Raw genomic sequence first — 18,969 nt, 5'->3', positions numbered from 1 at the left:
AAAATAGCATGAAGCGCACGGCAGCGGCCGCAGCCGCCGTTCCATTTTGTGGTCGGACGTCAGGAAGATTTGGCATCGTCCGACATCAACGCGGCGAGCCGTGCCTCCTCCTCGGGCGTCAGCGGCGGCGCCGGTACGTCTGCACCGCTTCGCGCGCGGCGCCGGATCTGCAGCCACAGCGCCAGGGCCCCGCCGATCAGCAGCACCGGCCCGAGCAGCCACAGCAGGAGATTCTGCCGTTCGAAGCGCGGTTTCAGCAGCACGAACTCGCCATAGCGCGCCACCAGGAAGTCGAGCACCTGGGAATTGCTGTCGCCGGCGGCGATGCGCTCGCGCACCAGGAGCCGCAGGTCGCGTGCAAGCGGTGCGTCGGAATCGTCGATCGACTGGTTCTGGCAGACCATGCAGCGCAGCTCGCGCGACAGCTCCCGCGCGCGCGATTCCTTGGCGGGATCCGACATGATCTCGTCGGGCTGGACGGCGTGGGCCGCAGGCAGGGCCAGCAGCATCAACGCGATGAACGCGGCCATCATGCGGCGCATAGGATCATTCCGCGGGCTGGAGGCGCTGCTTGGCACGCGCCGGCTTCGGCGCGCCGACGCGCAGGCGACGGTCGGAGAGCGAGAGCACGCCGCCGAACGCCATCAGCACCGGCCCCCACCAGATCAGCAGCACCATCGGCTTGTAATAGATGCGCACGGCGATCGCGCCTTCGGCGGTGGCGTCGCCGAGCGAGACGTAGAGCTGGCTCGCACCGCGCGTCAGCAGCGCGGCCTCGGTCGTCGACGAGCCGCGCGTGGTGAAGCTGCGCTTCGACGGCGTCATGACCGTGAGCGCCTCGCCATCGCGGCTGATCTTGAACTCGGCGATCATCTCGCGGTAGTTCGGGCCCTGGCGCTGAAACAGCCCGTCGAGCTTCAGCTCGTAGCCGGCGACATGAGCGACGTCGTTCGGCTTCATCGTCGCGATATATTCGCTGTTCCAGGTGGTCTCGCAGACGATCCCGATCAGCGCGACGCCGAGGCCGGCATGCGCAAACGCCGTGCCCCAGGCCGATCGCGGCAGGCCGCGCGCCCGGTGCAGCACCGTCGCGAACGGCAGCCGGACCAGGCCCGTCCGCTCGACGATGTCGGTCACGGCCCCGGCGATGACGAAGACGCCGAGCCCGATCGCAAGCGGCGCCAGCGTGCTGCCGCCAGTTGCCCAGCCCCAGGCGATGGCGACGGCGACGAGGCCGGCAACGCCCGCCGCGAGCAGGCGCTGCATGACGCCGAGCAGATCGCCGCGCTTCCACGCCAGCATCGGCCCGAACGGCACCGCGAGCAGCAACAGGGTAAACAGCGGGGCGAAGGTGAGATTGTAGAAGGGGGCGCCGACCGACATCTTGAAATCGGCGAGCATCTCCATTGCCAGCGGATAGAGCGTGCCGAACAGCACGACCGCGCAGGCGACCGTGAGCAAGAGATTGTTCAGCACCAGCGCGCCCTCGCGCGAGATCGGCGCGAACAGGCCGCCCTGCTTCAACGAGGTGGCGCGGCCCGCGAACAGCGCAAGGCTGCCGCCGATGAACAGGCAGAGGATCAGCAGAATGAACACGCCGCGGGTGGGATCGGTAGCGAAGGCATGCACGGAGGTGATGACGCCCGAGCGCACCAGGAAGGTACCGAGCAGCGACAGCGAGAAGGTCAGGATCGACAGCAGGATGGTCCAAACCTTCAGCGCATTGCGCTTCTCCATCACCAGCGCGGAATGCAGCAGCGCGGTGCCGGCGAGCCAGGGCATCAGCGAGGCGTTCTCGACCGGATCCCAGAACCACCAGCCGCCCCAGCCGAGCTCGTAATAGGCCCAGTACGACCCCATGGCGATGCCGAGCGTCAGGAAGATCCAGGCGACCAGTGTCCACGGCCGCACCCAGCGCGCCCAGGCGGCGTCGATTCGTCCCTCCATCAGCGCCGCAATGGCGAAGGAGAACGAGATCGAGAAGCCGACATAGCCGAGATAGAGCATCGGCGGATGCACGGCCAGACCGATGTCCTGCAGCACGGGATTGAGATCGCGTCCCTCGATCGGCGGATTGGCGATGCGCAGGAACGGATTCGATGTCACCAGGATGAAGAGGTAGAAGGCGCTGGCGACCCAGGCCTGCACGGCCAGCACATGCGCGCGCAGCGACAGCGGCAGATTGTTGCCGAAGCTCGCGACCAAACCGCCGAACAGCGCGAGGATCGACACCCACAGCAGCATCGAGCCTTCATGGTTCCCCCACACGCCCGTGATCTTGTAGAGCAGAGGCTTCGTCGAGTGGGAGTTCTCGTACACGTTGGCGACGGAGAAATCCGAATTCACGTGCAGCATCACGAGCGCTGCGAACGACACACCGACGAACAGGAGCTGCGCCAGCGCCGTGGAGCGCGCGACATTCATCAGGGCTGCATCGCGCAGGCGCGCGCCGACCAGGGGCACGATGGACTGAATCAGCGCGAGCCCAAGCGCCAGCACCAGCGCGTAATGTCCGGATTCTGCGATCACCGCATCGCTCCTTGCGGGTTGCCCTGTGCGGTCGTGGCTGCAGGCTTGGTGCCCTCGGACGCCTTGCCGCCGTAATCGTCCTTCCAGTGCCCCTGCTTCTTCAGGGCATCGGCGACCTCCTTGGGCATGTAAGTCTCGTCGTGCTTGGCAAGGACGGTATCGGCCTTGAACACGCCGTTGGCGTCGAGTGCGCCTTCGGCGACCACGCCCTGCCCTTCGCGGAACAGGTCGGGCAGGATGCCTTTGTAGGCGACCGGCAGCTTGGCGTTGCCGTCGGCGACCTCGAAGGTCACCGCGAGATTGTCGCCGCGCTGCAGCGAGCCGGGCTGCACCAGCCCGCCGAGGCGAAACCGCTTGCCGGGCTCGACGTGCTTCTCGGCGACCATGGTTGGCGTCGAGAAGAACACGATGGAGTCGCGAAGTGCGTTGAGCACCAGCGCGGCCGCGAGCGCGAGCACGGCGAGCGAGCCGCCGATGATGGTCATACGTCGCTGCTTGCGCGTCATGGCGTATCCGTTCTCCGCTCGTCGCGTCCCGAAATCATCATCCGCCGAGCCCGAGAGTCCTCAGGCCGTCGTTGAGCTGACGCAGCCGCTCGGCGTCGCTGGCAACCGCCTGCCGGGCATCGGCCGATGCCCCCATGGCCTTGTCCCGCTCGCCCATAACGAGATAGGCGCGCACCAGGCGCAGCCAGCCCTCGACATCGTCACCGTTCTGCTTCAGCCGCGTGGCCAGACGATCGACCATGCCGCGTACCATCGCGTTGCGACCGCCTTCGTCCATATCCTTGGAAGCAGCAATCGTCTCATCGGACAGCGCGGGCATCGTACCGCCCCCGCCGACTCGCGCGAGCGAGGACTGCACCAGAGCACGCCACGGCGCATCCGCGGGCGCCTTTGCGAGCAGCGCGCGCCAGATCGTGGCCGCATCGTCCTTGCGGCCGTCCTGCTCGGCGGCAAGACCCAGGAAGTAATTTGCCTTGGGATCGTCGGCGTTCAAGGCATGTGCTCGCTCGAATTCGGCCTTGGCCTCGGCGGTCACCACGCCGCCGGCGGCGGCCGACATCGCTTCGCCGAGATCGGACCGGCGCTCCGCGCTCTCGCCATTGTATGTGAGCGAGTTGCGATAGGCGCGCACCGCATCATCGAAGCGGCCGAGCCGCTCCAGAACCGGCGCGAGCACGTTCCAGCCCCGCCCGTCGGTCGGATTCTTTTCCAGATGTTGCTCGACCTGAACGACGAGGCTCTCGAGCGATTGCGCCATGCCGGGCCCGCGCTCCCGCTGCGCCAGGGGAAAGTCCTGAAGCCTGGGTGAGCCGAGCGGCATGTAGACGGCGACGGCAACGAGCGGCAGGCCGGCCAGCGCCACCACGGCCGCTGCACGGCGCCATTTGAGGTTCGACTTCGGCGCCGTTGCGGGCTCACTGGCTGCCGCCGCGAGCAGCCTGCGGCTGATCTCGACGCGCGCAGCCTCGGCCTCCGGCGCCGGAATCAGTCCTGCGGCGAGGTCACGCTCGACCTCGGCCAACTGGTCCTTGTAGACCGCGACCTCGCTGCCCTGATCTTGCGCGCCGCTATTGCGGCCAAGCGGCCAGAGCACGGCGAAAATCGCCGCGACCGTCATCAGCGCGAACACGAACCATAGAGTCATCTGGCAAGCTTCCGGCAGCGCACGAACCGCGCCTATAGGTCCTATAGGTGCCTTTACACCACGGCCGGACGATGCGGCAATTGACAATTGTCAAAGCGCTGCACGCCATACAGTCCCGAAGAGTTGAAAATCCAACAGCTTAGCCGATCTCGAAGTCCGCGCTTCGCGCCGCGTCCTCGCCGTGCCCGTTGAAGGCCCTCAGGAAGTATGTTCCCGGCTTGATTGCCTCCGGCAATCTGATGCGCACCGCTCCGACCGGAACCCGAGATGCAACCGTCGTGGTCGTCTCCGGCAGCTGCCGATCGCTCGCCTTCTCGACCAGCACCACCTTGGCGCCAACCATCAGCCTTTGATACTTGGCAACGATGACGCGGTTCTCAATCTCGATCGAGCTGATAACGGGTTTCATGCGCCCACAGATAGAAATTCCCCGGACTTGCTCGGGGACCGTACGGCGCGCCATCGATATGGTCAACCAGAAATTGCGACGATGAAATTTGCGCTTGATCAGCCCGCGCGCGACGATTTGCGTTCGCCAGTGAGTGCGTTCTCCGCGGCCCGGCTCATCAGCGAGGCGTAATCGTCGCCGAACAGGACCTGGCAGAAGCGGATCGCGGCATGCACCTGCTGCTGTCGATAGGTGCGGACCTTGTGATCGGCGGCGCGCAGCGACTGCACCAGCTGCTCGGTCGAGCGTTCCACGTATTGCTGGAGGTCGGAATAGGTGCGCAGCGTCACCTCGTTGATCGCGAGCTCGCTCGCATAATTGCGGCAGGTCGCGACGAAGTCGATCAGCGCCACCGCTTCCTCTACCTCTGTGCTGTCGACCCGCGCGCCCGGCGGAATGTCCTTCTCGGGGCGCTGGCGCAGGATGCGGCGAACGCGGCCGGGAACGCTGTCGATCTCGGACTGCAGCGCGTTGGAGATGTCGGCGCGGATCGACGTCAACTGCTTGCCCCAGGCGGAATCGTTGCGCAGGTCGAGCTCGGTGCGCAGGCCGCGCACGCCGTCATGCAGCGTCTTGAGATTGTCGGCGACGTTGTCGAAATGGCCGCGCTTGATGTCCATGCGAAGGATCGCGGCCACGCAGGACAAATCATGCAGCGCGATCGTGACGGCAACGCCATAAGGGGTTGCCGCGACTCGTATCTCGTCGTCGGACGCGGCAATCTTGATGGCGAGGCGGATGATCTGCCAGGGGGCGGTCATCCGCTGCACGACCATCGAGAGCGCGAAGGGCAGCATCTGCGGCGTCTGAAGCGCGGGAATGTTGAGCGCCGACGTCACCGAGGCGATCTGGGGATCGCCGAAGGTGCGCAGGAAGCGCGGCAGCCGCTCGCTCACGGTGGCGATGGCCTCGCGGATCTGGAGTATCGCACCAATCGAATAGAGATCCTCGATCACGTTCGGCGGACCGACACGGGCCAAAGCGCGCGACTTGTCGCCTCCACCCGGTCCCGTCAGCTCGAAGATGGCATCCGCGGCCACCGCCTGGAGCCTCAAGGCCAGCGCATCGACCTGCCCTGCATTGTCGGCCGGCAAGCGCGACAGCAGCGCCTCGAATTCGTTCACCTTGTCCGGTGCGCCGTCACGGCCGAGCCACTGCCAGATCGGCTGGAGCGAGGAGCGGCGAATCTGGCCAACCCGGATCGGCGTGCCCGCCTCGACCAGGAACGGTTCCAACACCTGGAACAGCAATCGCGACAGATCGTCCGTGCGCGGCGGCGCGGCTTCATCGGCTTCGGTCTTGCGGACGATGTTGCGCAGCTGCTCGAGCACCAGGGTCGCGACGGCCGTATCCTGGCCGCGCTCCAGCGCGCGCTCGAACTCTCGCATCAGCAGGGCCTGCGCCTGCGGCGGGAGCTGCGCGAGATATTCCCTCAGCCGCTCGATCGATGTCTGGCTCATGCGCCCGGGTAATGCACGGTAAAATGGCGGACATGGGATGCGTCCGGGCGCGATCATAGGACGCCCCACTTAAGAAGCCGTTTAGGAAGTGGGTCCGAATGCCCGCGGTTTCCACCAGACGGAGATCAACGAAGACGAAAAACAACGTCAAAACAAGGAACTAGAGTCCCGGAAGGACCAATTCGGCGCGCAGGCCACCGGTCGGCGCGGCACTGAGCGAAAGGCTGCCGCCATAGAGCGCGGCGAGATCGACCACGATGGAGAGGCCCAGTCCCGATCCGGGCTTGGACTCGTCGAGCCGCTGGCCGCGCCTGGAGACCTGCGCGCGTTCCGCCTCCGACAGGCCACGGCCGTCGTCATCGACAATGATCCGCAGGCGCGGACCCGCACCCGCCTGGCGCGGCGCCTCGACCAGCACCTCGATCAAGACGCGCGAGGCCGCCCATTTGCAGGCATTGTCGACGAGATTGCCGACCATCTCTTCCAGATCCTGCCGCTCGCCGCGAAATTTTGCCGACGGATCAGCCCTGGCCTCGACGACGATGCCACGATCGCGATGGATCTTCTCCATGGTCCGCCGCAGCGCCTCGATGGCGGGCGCCACCTCCGTCACGGTCGCAACCACCGAAACCCGCGCCGCAATGCGCGCACGCTCGAGATGATGGGCGACCTGGTCGCGCATCAGGCCCGCCTGCTCCATCACCTTGGCCGCGAAGGGATCGGCCAGGTGGGCGCCGGCCTCGTTGACGATGACCGAGAGCGGCGTCTTGATCGCGTGGGCGAGATTGCCGACATGGGTGCGCGCGCGCTCGACGATCTCGCGATTGGCATCGATCAGCGCGTTGGTCTCGCGCGCCAGCGGCGCGATCTCGACCGGGAATTCACCCTCGAGCCGTTCCGCCCGCCCGGAGCGGATGTCGGCGATCGACTCCGAGATCCGCTTGAGCGGTGCGAGACCGAAGCGGACCTGGAACACGGTCGTCAGCAGCAGCACGATGCCGAGCGCGGTGAAGGTGCCGCCGAGATAATAATCGAAGCTTCGCGTCTCGTCGAAGATCTCGGTGTCGTCGCCGGCGACGCTGACGAGAAACTTGCCGTCGGCACCGAGATCGACCGGCCGTTCCACCATGCGCAGATTCTGCCCCTCCGGGCCGTCGACATAGGCGAGGCGGATACCGGCGGCGGTGAGCTCGGCGCCCTCGTCTTCCAGCTTCGGCAGCTTCTTGTCCCAGAGCGAGCGCGAGGAGCGCACCTCCGGCTTTTCGGTGTCGGTGCGCGTAATCTGCCAATACCAGCCGGACAGCGGCAGCTCGAACAGGGGCTCGCCCAGCGACTGGAACTGGCGGTCCGGCGGCTCGTCGGGAGTCGCGACCTCGGCGATGAGGGTGCGCAGATAAAGATTGAGCCGGCGATCGAAGGCGCGCTCGGTGGCGTTCTTGTACACCGACGACAGCACCACGCCGGTGATGGCCAGGATCACCACGAGCCAGGCGGTCGCCGACAAGAACAGTCGGTTCGCAAGCGAGCTAGCGGCCATCGGAACGGTCCCGGCAGGGGCTGGAAGTCAGGTCGTCGGAGGTCATGGTCCGACCAAGGCCCGTGTCAGGGCGGCCGTCAAGCCCGGACCGCTCGAAGGCCGGGCCTCAAGCGCCCGGCGCAGGCGGCGGGGTCAGGAGATAGCCGAGGCCGCGGACGGTCTGGATGATGTCGACGTCGAGCTTCTTGCGAATACGGCCGACAAAGACCTCGATGGTGTTGGAGTCGCGGTCAAAATCCTGGTCGTAGAGATGCTCGACCAGCTCGGTGCGCGAGACCACCCGCCCGGAATGGTGCATCAGATAGGCCAGAAGCCGATATTCGTGCGAGGTCATCTTGACGGGATTGCCTGACACGCTGACCCGGCCGGTCCTGGTGTCGAGCGTGACGGGACCGCAGCTGAGCTCGCTCTGGGCGTGGCCGGTCGAGCGGCGCAGCAGGGCGCGGATGCGTGCCAGCACCTCCTCCAGGTGGAACGGCTTGGCGACATAGTCGTCGGCGCCGGCATCGAAGCCCTGCACCTTGTCGCTCCAGCGGTCGCGTGCGGTGAGGATCAGGACCGGCATGGTGCGGCCGTTGCGGCGCCAGGCCTCCAGCACCGAGATGCCGTCCTTCTTCGGCAGGCCGATGTCGAGCACCACGGCGTCATACGGCTCGTTGTCGCCGAGATAGTGCCCCTCCTCCCCGTCGAAGGCCCGATCGACGACATAGCCGGCGTCGGTCAGCGCCTTGGTGAGCTGGCGATTGAGATCGGGGTCGTCCTCAACAACGAGCAGGCGCACGCTTCTCTCCAAAGGCTGCAAGAACAGGCTGCATGAACACTGCCAGAGATGAGCAATTCCGGCGTGAACTGAATATGAACGCAGGGAACCGGCCTACGTTACTTTTTGGTCATATAGAACCTGTTGCAAGCCAATGCGACTGCGCCCGCCATGCCGCGGGACGAGCCGGGGCATGGCGGGCGCAATGTGCCGCGTCGCGCGGCGAGCCGGGGAGCCGGCGTCCAGATCCGGCGGTCAGGTCCGGAAGAAGACGAACCAGACGACGGCGAGGATCAGGATCGCAAGCCCGGTCGAGATGGCGAGCAGCGCCGCCACCGAAGGCCCGGGCTCGCCCTGGCGCGCCTCGGTCGGAGTTTCCACGATGCGGTTCTGCTCTCGCGTGGTTGCCATGGTGACCTCAATCTGTGGCTGTCGCTTGCGATGACCGCGACTTCCTCGCGGTTATGAAGTGCCCGGGGCAACGCGTGATCTCGGGCGATGTTCCGACCGTGAGCCCGGCCGGCAATACGGCGCAGGCGGCGATTAACGCCGTTGCAAGATTCCGCGCCGGCGGTTGCTATGATTCGCACCTGGGCGATGTTATCCTTGGTGCTTGTCCTCTGTTGCGTCTGGAGTAGCCCATGGCCCCCCGCGCCAATTGGAAGGGTTTTCTGCGTTTGTCGCTCGTGACCTGCCCGGTCGCGCTCTATCCGGCCACCTCGGATACCGAGAAGGTCTCGTTCAACCAGATCAACCGCAAGACCGGCCACCGGATCAAATACCTCAAGGTCGACGCCGAGACCGGCGACGAGGTGACCTCCGAGGACATCGTCAAGGGCTACAAGGTCGACACCGACACCTATATCGAGGTCACCAAGGAGGAGCTGGACGAGATCGCGCTCGACTCCACCCACACGATCGAGATCGACGAGTTCGTGCCCAAGGCCGACATCGACAACCGCTATCTGATCCGCCCCTACTACCTCGTGCCGGACGGCAAGGTCGGCCACGATGCCTATGCGGTGATCCGCGAGACCATCCGCAGCATGGACAAGGTCGCGATCGGCCGCGTGGTGCTGACCAACCGCGAGCATATCATCGCGCTGGAGCCGCTCGACAGCGGGCTGATGGGCACGCTGCTGCGCTACCCCTACGAGGTCCGCAGCGAAAAGGAATATTTCGACGACATCCAGGACGTGAAGCTCACCAAGGACATGCTCGACCTCGCAAAACACATCGTCGAGAAGAAGTCCGGCGCGTTCGAGCCAGAGCTGTTCGAGGACCATTACGAGACCGCCCTGATCGATCTCATCAACAAGAAGCGCAGCGGCATGCCGATCACCGCGAAGGCCGCACCGAAGACCGGCGGCAACGTCATCAATCTGATGGACGCGCTGAAGAAGAGCATCGCGAACGAGAAGGACGCGGCTCCCGCGGCGAAGGTTGCCAAGGAGACCGTCAAGGGCAAGAGGCCGAAGAAGCGCGTCGAGGGCCAGCGCGAGATGCTGCTGCCGATCGCCGGCAAGGGCGGCAAGGACATTGCGGCGAAGACAGCGACCAGGGAAGCGACGAGGGACGCTTCGAAGAAGGCCGACAAGCCGGTGCGGACACCGGCGCGGGCGAAGAAGGCCGGCTAGCAGCATCACGCCCCGCGATCGCGCCGTGATGTCTCTCCCTACCGATCGGCCGGCCTGACATGCCCTGGTCGACGGCGTTCGACGATCCCGTTCGCGTCGGCAACAAGCGCAAGCTGCTGACGCTTCAGGATGCGGCGGACTACATCATGCAGCTGCCCGATGACGCCCAGCACGAAGCGCACTGGCAGACCGCCATCGAGACTTTGATCAATGCGGCCGAGACGGGCGGCGGTTGGGTGATGTTCGCCCGCATCGCCATGTTGCGGGCGCTGAATACGGACGGCCGGAGCGGATGAGGCGCGACGGAGATGTCCTTGCCGGTCCGTTGACGAACAGGCTCAACAATCGGTTAAGCGGCCACACGATGACGCGTTGAGGGGGCCCTGCGCCGGTGCAGCCCCTGGGCTGCCGATTTGAAACCATTTGGACGGATCGACGGAACCTTAATTTAATGAATGCCGTCGTATGAGCGGGGTCGCGATCGCGCGAGCCCAAATTCTTCCGGCACGCACAAGGACATATTCGATCGATTTACGAGTCCGATTAGGACGCGACCATGCATTGGATCGGATGAACAGGAGCTGGCAATGCGTCTGCTGAGGTCTTTTCTTGCCGATGAGAATGGCGCAACCGCCATCGAGTATTGCCTGATCGCTGCCGGAATCGCTCTGGCAATCGTGACCGTCGTGAACAACACGGGCGGCGCGCTGCTCAACAACAAATTCAACTCGATCAGCTCGGCGATGAAGTAACGGCCGGCCCTGGCCTGCGTAACGGCGCGCCACGCCCCTCGCCCCATGTCTCCCCGACCCGCGGGCCATGATCTGGGTCAACAGCGCCAGAACGGCGACGGTTAAGCATGGAGGCCCAACTCCCCTGCTGCCGGCCTGTCCATGCATCCAGACCTCCCGCACTCCCAACTGAAGATCCGCCGCGTCCGCCTCGATACCGGCCGCGAAAACGTCGTCGTCGTCTCCAGGCACTCGAAGGCGCTGCGCGCGGAAATCTTCCGCGGCTTCAGCCGCGTCGAGCTTCGTCGTGGCGACAAGGTTCTGCTGGCGACGCTGCTGATCACGGACGACGATACGCTGGTGGCTTCCGACGAGATCGGCCTCTCCGAACCTGCGTTCCGGCGCTTTGCGGAAGCCGTCGGCACGCCGGTCACGGTCAGGCCCGCCTCGCCTCCGGAGAGCCTGGAAGCGGTGCGCGCGAAGATCCGCGGACGGACCTTGAGCCAGGCCGAGATCGGCGCGATCATCAGCGACCTCGCGCATTACCGCTACTCCGACATGGAGATCGCCGCCTTCCTGATCGGTTCGGCGAGCTTCATCACCAGCGACGAGCTTCTCGCCCTCACGGGGGCAATGGCGCAGGCCGGCACGCAATTGGTCTGGCCGAACCCGATCGTCGTCGACAAGCATTGCATCGGGGGCATCCCCGGCAATCGCACATCGATGGTCGTGGTGCCGATCGTCGCCGCCCATGGCCTGCCGATCCCGAAGACCTCCTCGCGTGCCATTACCTCGCCCGCCGGCACCGCCGACACGATGGAGGTGCTGGCACGGGTGAATGTCGGCGTCGAGGAGATGAAGGCGATCGTCTCGGCCTGCAACGGCTGCCTGATCTGGGGCGGGCACGTGAACCTGTCGCCCGCCGACGACGTCCTGATCTCGGTCGAGCGCCCCCTGAGCCTCGATACCCGCGAGCAGATGGTCGCCTCCATCATGTCCAAGAAGATCGCGGCAGGCTCGACCCATCTGCTGATCGACATTCCGGTCGGGCCGACCGCGAAGGTCAGCGGCGGCGTCGAGGCCATGCGGCTGCGCAAGCTGTTCGAATTCGTCGGCGACCGCTTCGGCCGCTCGGTCGAGGTGATCACGACCGACGGAAGCCAGCCGATCGGCAACGGCATCGGCCCCGTGCTCGAAGCCAACGACGTCATGGCGGTGCTCGGCAACGAGCCGGGCGCGCCGCGCGATCTGCGCGAGAAATCGCTCCGGCTCGCCGCCCATCTCCTGGAATACGACCCGAAGCTGCGCGGCGGCGCCGGCTATGCCCGGGCGCGCGAACTGCTCGACAGCGGCGCGGCGCTGAAGCAGATGCAGAAGATCATCGACGCACAGGGTCCATCGACATGCAGCAACGAGCTGGGACCGCTCAGCTTCGACGTCAAGGCGATGCATGACGGCATCGTGTCCGCCATCGACTGCCTGCGCCTGAACCGCCTCGCCCGCACCGCCGGCGCGCCGCTCGACAAAGGCGCCGGCATCCGCCTGTTCAAGAAGATCGGCGATCGCGTCGAGCAGGGCGAGCCACTCTATCGCGTCTACACTTTCGACCATCCCGAGCATGATCTGGTCGCCGATGCCGCCGCCGAAGAGACCGGTTACCTCGTCAACGGTCACGAAGCCCTGCAGGGCACGACGGCGCCGTGAGCACGATCGCGTTCCAGACATTGCCGTCCGGCGCCGATGCGGCGAAGCGGCTCGCGGCGCGGCTTGGGCTTGCCTGCGGAGAGATCGCCGTGCACCGCTTTCCGGACGGAGAACTGCGCGTTGCAGTCGCGCCGGCGAGCGACACCACGATCCTCTATGCCCCGCTCGATCAACCCAACGACAAGCTGGTCACCCTGCTCTTCGCTGCGGAGGCCCTGCGACGTGGCGGCGCGAAGCGGCTCGTCCTGGTCGCGCCCTATCTCTGCTACATGCGGCAGGATGCTGCATTTCATGTGGGCGAGGCCATCAGCCAGCGCGCCATGGGCAATCTGCTTGCAACGACCGTGGACCGCGTCGTCACCGTCGATGCGCATTTGCATCGCACTCCCGACATCAGGTCGGTGTTTCCTGGTATCGAAGCCGAGAACCTGTCCGCCATGCCGGCGATCGCGAAGGCGCTGGCGGCCGGCAGCATCGATCCTACGACCGTCGTGATCGGGCCCGACATGGAGTCCGAGCCCTGGGTGAACGATGTCGCGAGCCGCTTGCGGTTGCAGCACACGGTGGCGAGAAAGACGCGCCACGGCGATCGCTCCGTCGCCGTCAGCTTCGCCGATCCTGCCCTGCTCTCGGGACGACCGGCGCTCATGGTGGACGACATCGTCTCCTCCGGGACGACGTTGACGGCCGCCGCGAAGGCGCTGAGAGCGATGGGGGCGACGGTCGTCGATGCGGTCGTGACGCACGCGCTGTTTCCACCCGCGATGATCGCCACATTCACCGACGCCGGCATACGGTCGATCCGCTCGACCGACAGCGTGCCGCATCCGACCAATGCGATCTCGCTCGACGAGATTCTCGCGGACGCCTTGCGGTCCGAACTGGCCACGACACATCTTCCGGAGACGACGACATGAGCATCACCGTTCGATTTTGCGGCGCCGCCCGCACCGTGACCGGGTCGAGCTATCTGTTTCAGACCGCGACGGGCCGCTTCCTGGTCGATTGCGGGCTGTTCCAGGGCCAGAAGACGCTGAAGGAGCTCAACTACGGCGCCTTTCCGTTTCGCCCCGCCGATATCGATGCCGTGCTGCTCACGCATGCTCACATCGACCACAGCGGATTGCTGCCGAAACTCGTGCGCGCGGGATTCGAGGGGCCGATCCTGGCGACGCGCGGCACGATCGATCTCTGCTCCTACATGCTGCCCGACGCCGGCAGCATCCAGGAATCGGAAGTCACCCAGCTCAACCGGCGCAACGCCTCGCGCGGGCGCAAGGAGGTGCAGCCGATCTACACGCAGGCCGATGCGATCGCATCGCTGCAATCGTTTCGCCCGGTCGACTATGAACGCTGGGCCGACGTGATCCCTGGCGTCCGCGCGCGCTACTGGAACGCCGGCCATCTGCTCGGCTCCGCCTCGATCGAGCTCGAAATCGCCGAGCAAGGTTCGCCGCGTCCGCTGCGCGTGCTGCTCTCCGGCGACGTCGGGCCGGAGGCCAAGCTGCTCCAGCCCGATCCCGAAGCGCCGACCGATTTCGATTACGTCATCTCGGAATCGACCTATGGTGACCGGGTACGCGAGGCCACGACACCCGCACTCCGCCGCAAGCACCTCGCCGCCGAGGTACGCGACGCCGCGGCGGCCGGCGGCGCGCTGCTGATTCCCGCCTTTGCGGTCGAGCGCACCCAGGAGCTGATCGTCGATCTCGTCGACCTGATGGAGCACGGCGGGATTCCGACCGCACCGATCTTCCTCGACTCGCCGCTCGCGATCCGGGCGACCGAAGTGTTCCGCCGGCATTCCGAGAGCCTCGACCCATCCGTCGACGCCACCCGCCTGCTCAACTCGCCGCATCTCAAATTCACCGAGACCGCCGACGAGAGCAAGGCGATCATGCGCCTCACGGGATTCCACATCATCATCGCCGCGAGCGGCATGTGCGACGCCGGCCGCATCCGCCATCATCTGAAGCGCTGGCTCTGGAACGAGCGCGCGACCGTGCTTCTCGCCGGCTTCCAGGCCAACGGCACGCTCGGCCGCTTCCTCCAGAACGGGACCAGGGCCGTGCGGATCCAGGGCGAGGAGATCAAGGTCGCGGCCCGAATCCGCATGATCGACGAATATTCGGGCCATGCCGACGGGGCCGGCATGGCCAGCTGGATCGCGGCGCGCCGCCCGATCGCCCGCGGGCTGTTCCTTGTCCACGGCGAGGAAGGGGCGATTGCAGGGCTAGCCGAGCGCGTGGCCGAACGCATCATTCCCGCGGCCAAGGTCTACCAGCCGATGTTGGACGATATCTATGAGCTCGCCGCCTCCGAACCGCGCGTGCTCGACGTGGATCATCGCCGGCGGCTCGCGCCGGAGGCTGTGACCCGTCTCGACTGGCACAACGAGATGTCCGAGCTCGTGCTCGACATCAACGATCGTGTCGCAGCCGCCGCCGACGACCGCGCCCGCGGCGTCATCATCCGAAGGCTGCGCCGCGCGCTGGAGGAGAAGGCGTAGCGGGGCAGCGGTCGCGGTAATAGGCATCGACGTCTCAGCAGACTCCGTCATTGCGAGCGCAGCGAAGCAATCCAGAATCCCTCGGCGGTTAGACTCTGGATTGCTTCGTCGCAAGAGCTCCTCGCAATGACGGAGTGTGGGGAGATGACATCGCCTTAGCGCGCGTCTCTCGTGTCCCGGACGCGCTGCAGCGTGCTTACGCTGCTGCGCAGAGCCGGGACCCGGAAGGCTGCGCATTCCGCTGACACATGGCCCCCGGCGCTACAGAGCCCCGCGCCGGACGATGCTTCGCATCGCCGGGGGCGCTGCACCGCATCCGGGGGCACACGACCGTTGTTTGGCGATAGACATGGCTGCTCATCCTCGCGGCTGTTTCGCCCGAGCTTTGCTGGCTTCTTCCGCCCTCTTCGAAAGCAAGGGCGCAGAGAAGGCCGGGCGCCGGCTGGCACCCGAAGTCCCGCGTGTGCTTCAGAAAAGCGCACGGGGTGGACGACAGATGACGCCGGGACATCCCGGCCTTCCCTGCGCGATGGTTTTCACGGTGTCCTTCGTGCTCTCCTCGGGGAGCGATGCACTATTGCCCCCGTCGCCGTGCGCATGATCGATGCGCGCACCGGTCGGCCGCCACATCACCGCATGACTTGACGCACAGACCCCGGGCGTCGGGACCACACGACTTCTCCGTCCGCGCACGTCCTCGCTGGGTCCTCCACGGCTGGCGTGCGCTCACCGTCGAGGCCCTTCGAAGACGCTGTCAGCGCCGTGTCGTGTCGCGCCTGTCGCTGCTCACGGGATTCCCGCCCTGCAGCCCCATCGCGCGCCGACGCCGTCGCGGCCACCGCATCCCGGCCCGCGCTTCGTGACGATCGCGAAACGCCCCTTTGGCGGGCGGGATGCGTCGGCTTGTACGGTAAAACAGAATTTCTGTAAATACGAATCTTTTCGCGAAGAGATCTCGACCCAGCGCTTGCGTGTTTTGCCCGTCGGGCAACGCAAAAGGTTGTGGGTGGCATGGCCGAGCTGCCGCGAACACGGCTGCGTGAACTGCCGTTTCGCCTCGCCTTCCCGAAAATCAAGCGGCTCTCAAGCAAAACAGGAGCCCGTCCGAAGACTTCAGCGAAGCCGGAACCGGCGTCCCGGCCTACAGAGGTGATCGTCTGCCGTTCGTCCCGGCATCGCGCAAAGCGTCACGATCCAGCCGCACGGCCCATTTCGATCACGTCAAGCGAGAAGCACCCATGGCTGTCACAGCAAATTTTTCCGCCGGAATTCTCACCGTCCTCGGCAACGGTCACAACAACGCGGTCACGTTGGGCCGCAACGCGGCCGGGACGATCGTCGTCAACGGCGGCGCCGTCGCGATCAAAGGCGGCCCAGCCACGGTCGCCAACACCAAATTGATCCAGGCCTTCGGCCAGGACGGCAACGACATCATCACGATCGACGAGAGCAACGGCGCGATGCCGGCGGCGAATCTGTTCGGCGGCGCCGGCAACGATACGCTGACCGGCGGATCGGGCGGCGACATGCTGTTCGGCCAGTCCGGCAACGACACTCTGTTCGGCAAGGGCGGCAACGATCTGCTGTTCGGCGGTTCCGGCAATGATGTGCTGGTCGGCGGCGACGGCAACGACCAGATGTTCGGCGAAGCCGGCAACGACCGCATGATCTGGAACCCCGGTGACGACAGCGACCTGATGGAAGGCGGCCAAGGCATCGACACCGCCGAGGTGAACGGCGGCAACGGCAGCGAGACCTTCGCCATCACGGCCAACGGGGCGCGCGTGCGCTTCGACAGGGTCGACCCGACACCGTTCTCGCTGGACATCGGCAGCACCGAGAACCTCGTGGTCGACGCCGGGGACGGCGACGACGTCGTAACCGCCACCGGCAATCTCGCCGCGCTCGTCACCCTGACGATCGACGGCGGCGACGGCAACGACACGATCCTCGGCGGCAATGGCGCGGACCGCCTCTTGGGCGGCGACGGCAACGATTTCATTGACGGCAACCAAGGCAACGACACCGCGCTCTTGGGCGCCGGCAACGACACTTTCCAGTGGGACCCCGGCGACGGCAGCGACAAGGTCGACGGACAGGCCGGAACCGACACCCTGCTGTTCAACGGCTCGAACATCGGCGAGGACATCACTTTGTCCGCCGCCAATGGCGGACACACGCTGCTGACCCGCAACGTCGGCAACATCACGATGGACCTCGATGGCATCGAGACCGTCACCATCAATGCGCAGGGCGGCGGCGACAACATCGTCGTCAACAACCTGGCCGGAACCGACGTCAAGCAAGTCAATATCGATCTCGGATCAGCCGGCGCCGGTGACGGTGCGGCCGATACGGTGACGCTGGTGGGCACGAACACCGCCAATACGATCCAGATATCCGGCTCGGGCACGTCGGTTGCGATCGCGGGATTGCCGGCCGCCGTCACCATCACCAATGCGGAAGGCGCGAACGATGCGCTCGTGATCGAAGGCCTCGGCGGCAACGACACGATCTCGGCCGCAGCGCTTGCCGCCGGGATCGTGCACATGACGATCGACGGCGGCGCCGGCAACGATACGATCCTCGGCAGCGGCGGCAGCGACACGCTGATCGGCGGCGACGGCAATGATCTCATCGACGGCAACCAGGGCAACGACACCGCCCTGCTGGGCGCCGGCAACGATATCTTCATATGGAATCCCGGCGACGGCAGCGACATTGTCGAGGGCGGCACCGGCGTCGACACGCTGCGGTTCTTCGGGGCCAACATTGCGGAAACCATGGCCGTTGTGGCGAACGGCGATCGCGCGCTGCTGACGCGCGACGTCGCCGGCATCACGATGGATCTGCACGGGGTCGAGCACGTCGATATCCACGCGTTGGGCGGCGCCGACCATGTCACGGTGGGCGATCTGACCGGGACCGACGTGACGCGGGTGAACATCGACCTCGCCGGTCCGGCCGGAACGCCCGACGGCGTCGTCGATACCGTCCTTGTCGATGCCACCCAGAGCGCCGACACGATCCGCGTCAGTGGCAATGCCGGCGGCGTGACGGTGTCCAGCCTGCATGCGGCGACCCACCTCACCTCCATGGACGGAACCGATCAGCTCACGCTCAATGGCCTCGCTGGCGACGACTCCATCGACGCGAGCGGGCTCGCTGCCGGCGTGCTGCAGCTGACGATCAACGGCGGCATCGGCAACGACACCATCCGCGGCAGCCAGGGCGACGATTTGATCAACGGCGGCGACGGCAACGACGTCGCGCTGATGGGCGCAGGCAACGACACCTTCGTCTGGAATCCGGGCGACGACAACGACACGATCGAGGGCCAGGCCGGAAGCGACACCCTGCTGTTCAACGGCGCCAACATCGCCGAAACCATCGACATCTTCGCGAACGGCGCCCGTGCCGAGCTGACGCGGGACGTCGCCTCCATCACGATGGACACGGGCGGCGTCGAGACGATCGCGTTCAACGCCCGCGGCGGCGACGACAAGATCACCGTCGGTGACATGAGCGGCACCGACGTGACTGAGGTCAAGATCGACCTCGGCGGCGTTCCCGGCACCCCGGGCGGCGACGGCGCGGTCGACAACATCACAATCAACGGCACCGGCGGGGACGACGTCATCATGTTGTCGCTCAACAGCAACGGCGCGCTGGTGATCGACGGCCTGGCCAGCCAAGTCGTGATCGAGAACTTCGACTTCAACGACACCATCACCATCAACGGCCTCGGCGGCGACGACGTGATCGAGGCGTCGGGCGTCGGCCCGGGCGGGCCGCATCTCGTGTTCGATGGCGGCGTCGGCGACGACGTGCTCATCGGCAGCGCGGGCAACGACACGCTGCTCGGCGGGCTCGGCGACGATGTGCTGATCGGCGGCGGCGGCCTCGACGTGCTGGACGGAGGGCCCGGCGACAATGTCGTGATCCAGTCGCTGCTTGCCAATGCGAGCTTGCACGCGGGCACGTTGATCTGAGCCGGCGGGCCG

At 66.0% G+C, this 18,969-nt stretch carries 16 protein-coding genes; 7 read left to right on the top strand and 9 right to left on the bottom strand.

The window, feature by feature from the left end; genetic code table 11:
- Window positions 1-59: 59 nt before the first annotated feature.
- The 9 genes from FJV43_RS29140 to FJV43_RS29100 form a co-directional block, all read right to left on the bottom strand.
- Window positions 60-542: a cytochrome c-type biogenesis protein gene (locus FJV43_RS29140; protein WP_239622438.1), complete on the bottom strand. Its 483-nt coding sequence runs from the start codon at window positions 540-542 to the stop codon at window positions 60-62.
- A 4-nt stretch (window positions 543-546) separates the two neighbouring features.
- Entirely contained in the window at window positions 547-2,529 is a 1,983-nt protein-coding gene (locus tag FJV43_RS29135; RefSeq protein WP_239622437.1) for a heme lyase CcmF/NrfE family subunit, read from the bottom strand.
- Window positions 2,526-3,035 (bottom strand): cytochrome c maturation protein CcmE, encoded by a 510-nt coding sequence (gene ccmE, locus FJV43_RS29130; protein WP_239622436.1) that lies wholly within the window; start codon window positions 3,033-3,035, stop codon window positions 2,526-2,528. Before ccmE ends, FJV43_RS29135 begins: the two co-directional genes overlap by 4 nt.
- A gap of 37 nt (window positions 3,036-3,072) precedes the next feature.
- Complete coding sequence (ccmI, locus tag FJV43_RS29125) at window positions 3,073-4,179, bottom strand: c-type cytochrome biogenesis protein CcmI (protein WP_239622435.1); 1,107 nt, start codon at window positions 4,177-4,179, stop codon at window positions 3,073-3,075.
- A gap of 139 nt (window positions 4,180-4,318) precedes the next feature.
- Window positions 4,319-4,588, bottom strand: a complete 270-nt coding sequence (locus tag FJV43_RS29120; RefSeq protein WP_239629656.1) for a hypothetical protein — start codon at window positions 4,586-4,588, stop codon at window positions 4,319-4,321.
- Window positions 4,589-4,686: 98 nt separating this feature from the next.
- Window positions 4,687-6,087, bottom strand: coding sequence for a hypothetical protein (locus FJV43_RS29115; protein ID WP_239622434.1), 1,401 nt, complete (start codon window positions 6,085-6,087; stop codon window positions 4,687-4,689).
- Window positions 6,088-6,247: 160 nt separating this feature from the next.
- Window positions 6,248-7,624: a sensor histidine kinase gene (locus tag FJV43_RS29110; RefSeq protein ID WP_239622433.1), complete on the bottom strand. Its 1,377-nt coding sequence runs from the start codon at window positions 7,622-7,624 to the stop codon at window positions 6,248-6,250.
- A 106-nt stretch (window positions 7,625-7,730) separates the two neighbouring features.
- Window positions 7,731-8,405 (bottom strand): response regulator transcription factor, encoded by a 675-nt coding sequence (locus FJV43_RS29105; protein ID WP_011085905.1) that lies wholly within the window; start codon window positions 8,403-8,405, stop codon window positions 7,731-7,733.
- Between the two features lie 234 nt (window positions 8,406-8,639).
- Window positions 8,640-8,795, bottom strand: a complete 156-nt coding sequence (locus FJV43_RS29100; protein ID WP_162832009.1) for a hypothetical protein — start codon at window positions 8,793-8,795, stop codon at window positions 8,640-8,642.
- A gap of 230 nt (window positions 8,796-9,025) precedes the next feature.
- Between FJV43_RS29100 and FJV43_RS29095 the strand changes: the two genes are divergently transcribed.
- The 7 genes from FJV43_RS29095 to FJV43_RS29065 all read left to right on the top strand — a co-directional run bounded on the left by FJV43_RS29095 (window position 9,026) and on the right by FJV43_RS29065 (window position 18,957).
- The gene (locus FJV43_RS29095) at window positions 9,026-10,021 is read left to right on the top strand and encodes a Ku protein (RefSeq protein ID WP_239622432.1); all 996 of its coding nucleotides are present in this window, start codon (window positions 9,026-9,028) and stop codon (window positions 10,019-10,021) included.
- A 59-nt stretch (window positions 10,022-10,080) separates the two neighbouring features.
- Entirely contained in the window at window positions 10,081-10,317 is a 237-nt protein-coding gene (locus FJV43_RS29090; RefSeq protein ID WP_239622431.1) for a hypothetical protein, read from the top strand.
- A gap of 291 nt (window positions 10,318-10,608) precedes the next feature.
- Window positions 10,609-10,773: a Flp family type IVb pilin gene (locus FJV43_RS29085; RefSeq protein ID WP_028177856.1), complete on the top strand. Its 165-nt coding sequence runs from the start codon at window positions 10,609-10,611 to the stop codon at window positions 10,771-10,773.
- 141 nt (window positions 10,774-10,914) lie between these two features.
- Entirely contained in the window at window positions 10,915-12,456 is a 1,542-nt protein-coding gene (locus FJV43_RS29080) for a thymidine phosphorylase family protein (protein ID WP_239622430.1), read from the top strand.
- The gene (locus FJV43_RS29075; protein ID WP_239622429.1) at window positions 12,453-13,373 is read left to right on the top strand and encodes a ribose-phosphate pyrophosphokinase; all 921 of its coding nucleotides are present in this window, start codon (window positions 12,453-12,455) and stop codon (window positions 13,371-13,373) included. Before FJV43_RS29080 ends, FJV43_RS29075 begins: the two co-directional genes overlap by 4 nt.
- Window positions 13,370-14,965 carry an MBL fold metallo-hydrolase gene (locus FJV43_RS29070; protein WP_239622428.1) on the top strand — a complete coding sequence of 532 codons (1,596 nt, stop codon included), beginning with the start codon at window positions 13,370-13,372 and terminating at the stop codon, window positions 14,963-14,965. The genes FJV43_RS29075 and FJV43_RS29070 overlap by 4 nt, the downstream gene beginning before the upstream one ends.
- A gap of 1,238 nt (window positions 14,966-16,203) precedes the next feature.
- On the top strand, window positions 16,204-18,957 hold the full coding sequence (locus tag FJV43_RS29065) for a calcium-binding protein (protein ID WP_239622427.1): 2,754 nt from the start codon (window positions 16,204-16,206) through the stop codon (window positions 18,955-18,957).
- Window positions 18,958-18,969: the final 12 nt, after the last annotated feature.

The sequence above is a fragment of the Bradyrhizobium sp. I71 genome (genome assembly GCF_022354745.1).
GTDB lineage: Bacteria > Pseudomonadota > Alphaproteobacteria > Rhizobiales > Xanthobacteraceae > Bradyrhizobium > Bradyrhizobium liaoningense.
Note: the sequence above shows the minus strand (reverse complement) of the source record. Positions and strands in the feature narration are given on the sequence as shown.